Raw genomic sequence first — 2,516 nt, forward strand, 5'->3', positions numbered from 1 at the left:
AGCATTTCGCCATCCCACGTTCGGCGATCGACGAGATCGTCCGCGCCAACGGAGAGTCGGTGAAGCTCGAGAAGCTGGGCGGGGCAGGGGTCGCCACCATTCGCGGGCGCCGGGTTCCGGAAGTCGCCTTGGCCGACGTTCTCGGCCTCGACAGCGAGGTCCCCGAGACCGAGCGCAGCCTGGTGGTGCTTCGGCCGGCCGGCGGCGACGTTTACGCGCTGGCGGTCGACCGCATCCACGATCACGAGGAACTGGTCGTCAAGCCTGTCGCCCCCGCGGTGATGGCGACCGGCCTCTATGCCGGGACCACGCTCGCCGACGACGGTCGCCCAATCCTGCTGTTCGATCCGGCAGGCCTCGCCGAGGTCGGTGGCGTGCGGCTTGAAGCGCAGGAGCGCGCGGCGCGGATCGCCGAAGGTTCCGGAACCATTACCTCCCAGGCCACCCCGGTACTCCTCTTCCGCGGACTCGACGGCGGCCGGAAGGCGCTTCGGTTGGCGATCGTCGATCGCATAGAAGAGGTATCCGCAAGCGCGATCCGTGAAAGCGCGGGCCAGCTACGCGTGCAGGTCGGCGATGTGATCCTGCCACTCGGGGGTGCCGCCAGCGCCGATCTCCCGCATGAGAAGGTTCGTTTGTTCCGCCTCAATGATGGCAAGAACGAGATTGGCTACGCCTTCTCCGAAGTGCTCGACTTCGCATCGATCGACAACGACATCATCCACGCAGATCGCCCCGGCGAGGTCAGCGGCGTGTCGCTCATCAACGATGAGCCTGCCGAACTGGTCGATGCGCATTGGCTCTTTGCGCAATATGTCGGCGCCGCGGCCCGACAGGTCGAGCAACTGGTCTGCCTGGTCCCCGGCTGGGATCCGTGGATGCAGAACATGTTGCGGCCGCTGATCGAAGCTGCCGGCTACCGCGTCATCGACGATGCGGACGACGACAAGGCTGATGTCGTCATCGCATGCGTCGGGGAGGAACTACCCGACACGGTCACCGACCGTACGATTTGGCTCCGCGCCGAGCCGCTGCTGAAAAAGCTCAAGGAGTTGCTCGGCGACCGCGTGGGCGACGTCAAGGTGTCCGCACGCCTCACCGATTCGCCCTCGTGCCTCGCGCTGAGCGATTACGAGATGGCCCCGCACCTGGCCCGCTTGCTGCGCGAGGCTGGTCAGGCCATGCCCGAGTCCAAGCCCACGCTGGAGATCAACCCGGCCCATGCGCTGCTCAAGCGGGTCGAGGCCGAGACGGACGAGACCAAGGCGGGGGACCTGGCCACGCTGCTGCTGGAGCAGGCGGAAATCGCCGCCGGCGCGCAGCTTCCCGATCCGGCCGCGTTCGTGCAGCGCATGAACCGCGTGCTGCTCGGCTGATCGCTGCTCGCACCGTAAAACGAAGAGCCCGCCAGCTGGCGGGCTCTTCGTTTCCACCGGCCGAGGCGACGCACTGACTTTCCGTGTCCCGCCCGGACCCGCCACGCTCAACCGCCCGCCCACCAAGGAGACACCCTATGAAGCTCTACTACCTTTCCGGCGCCTGCTCGCTGTCGCCGCACATCGTGGCGAACGAGGCCGGTATCCCCATCACGCTGGACAAGGTGGATCGCGCCACCAAGGTCACTGCCTCGGGCGAGGACTATATGGAGGTGAACCCCAAGGGCTATGTGCCGGCGCTGCGCCTGGATGACGGCGAAGTGCTCACCGAAGGCGCGGTGATCGTGCAGTACCTGGCCGATCTCAAGCCCGAGAGTGGACTGGCGCCACCCCACGGCACGCTGGCCCGTTACCGCTTGCAGGAGATCCTCACCTACATCAACTCCGAGCTGCACAAGAGCTACAGCCCGCTGTTCAATCCGGCGACGCCGGACGAGACCCGGGCCGAGCGGACCGCTTACCTCACGCGCCGCTATGCCTATATCGAAGCCATTCTCGGCAAGCAGTCGTACCTGTTGGGCGAGCATTTCACGGTTGCCGACGCCTACCTGTTCACCGTGACCCAGTGGGCTGCGCGGGTCGGCCTCGACCTGGACCCCTTCCCGGCCCTGGCCCGGTACCTGCGCCGCATTGCGGAGCGGCCGTCGGTGCAGGATGCGATGCGTGCCGAGGGGCTGCTCAAGTAGGACCGACGCCGACCCGCGCCGCGTCGGCCGGATGCCGCGCGGCGAACATGCTGGAGGGTGTCCAGCACGCAACGCGAACGGGCAGATCTCGCGGCTTCGCGCACGTCAGGTGCCGAGCACGTTGCGGACGGTCTTACGCGTGCGCCGGCCCACGGCTAGCTCCGCGCCGTTGCGCATGGTCAGCAGCAACTGGCCTCCGGTGCCGGTGGTGACGCGAAGCACTGCGTCGATGTTCACCAGGGTGGAGCGGTGCACCCGCAGAAAACCCGCGCCCAGTGTTCGTTCGAGATGCGAGAGGCTGTCCCGCATCAGGTAACTCCGCTCGGCGGTATGCGCCTGCACGTAGTCACCGTCGGCGGCGAACCATTCGATCTGCGCCAGCGCCAGGCGAAGC

Annotated in this window: 3 protein-coding genes; 2 read left to right on the top strand and 1 reads right to left on the bottom strand. The window is 66.9% G+C overall.

Annotated elements, in window-relative coordinates:
- Together ACTHLF_RS01510 and gstA are read left to right on the top strand one after the other, a co-directional pair.
- The coding region (locus ACTHLF_RS01510) for a chemotaxis protein CheW (RefSeq protein WP_440324218.1) at window positions 1–1,376 on the top strand (1,376 nt) is incomplete at its 5' end.
- 137 nt (window positions 1,377–1,513) lie between these two features.
- Window positions 1,514–2,122: a glutathione transferase GstA gene (gene gstA, locus ACTHLF_RS01515; RefSeq protein ID WP_440324220.1), complete on the top strand. Its 609-nt coding sequence runs from the start codon at window positions 1,514–1,516 to the stop codon at window positions 2,120–2,122.
- Between the two features lie 105 nt (window positions 2,123–2,227).
- Here the strand turns inward: gstA and ACTHLF_RS01520 are convergent.
- Window positions 2,228–2,516: LytTR family DNA-binding domain-containing protein (locus ACTHLF_RS01520; RefSeq protein ID WP_440324222.1), on the bottom strand; the 289-nt coding region annotated here is incomplete at its 5' end.

The sequence above is a fragment of the Luteibacter sp. genome (assembly GCF_051958795.1).
In the GTDB taxonomy this organism is placed as follows: Bacteria; Pseudomonadota; Gammaproteobacteria; order Xanthomonadales; family Rhodanobacteraceae; genus Luteibacter.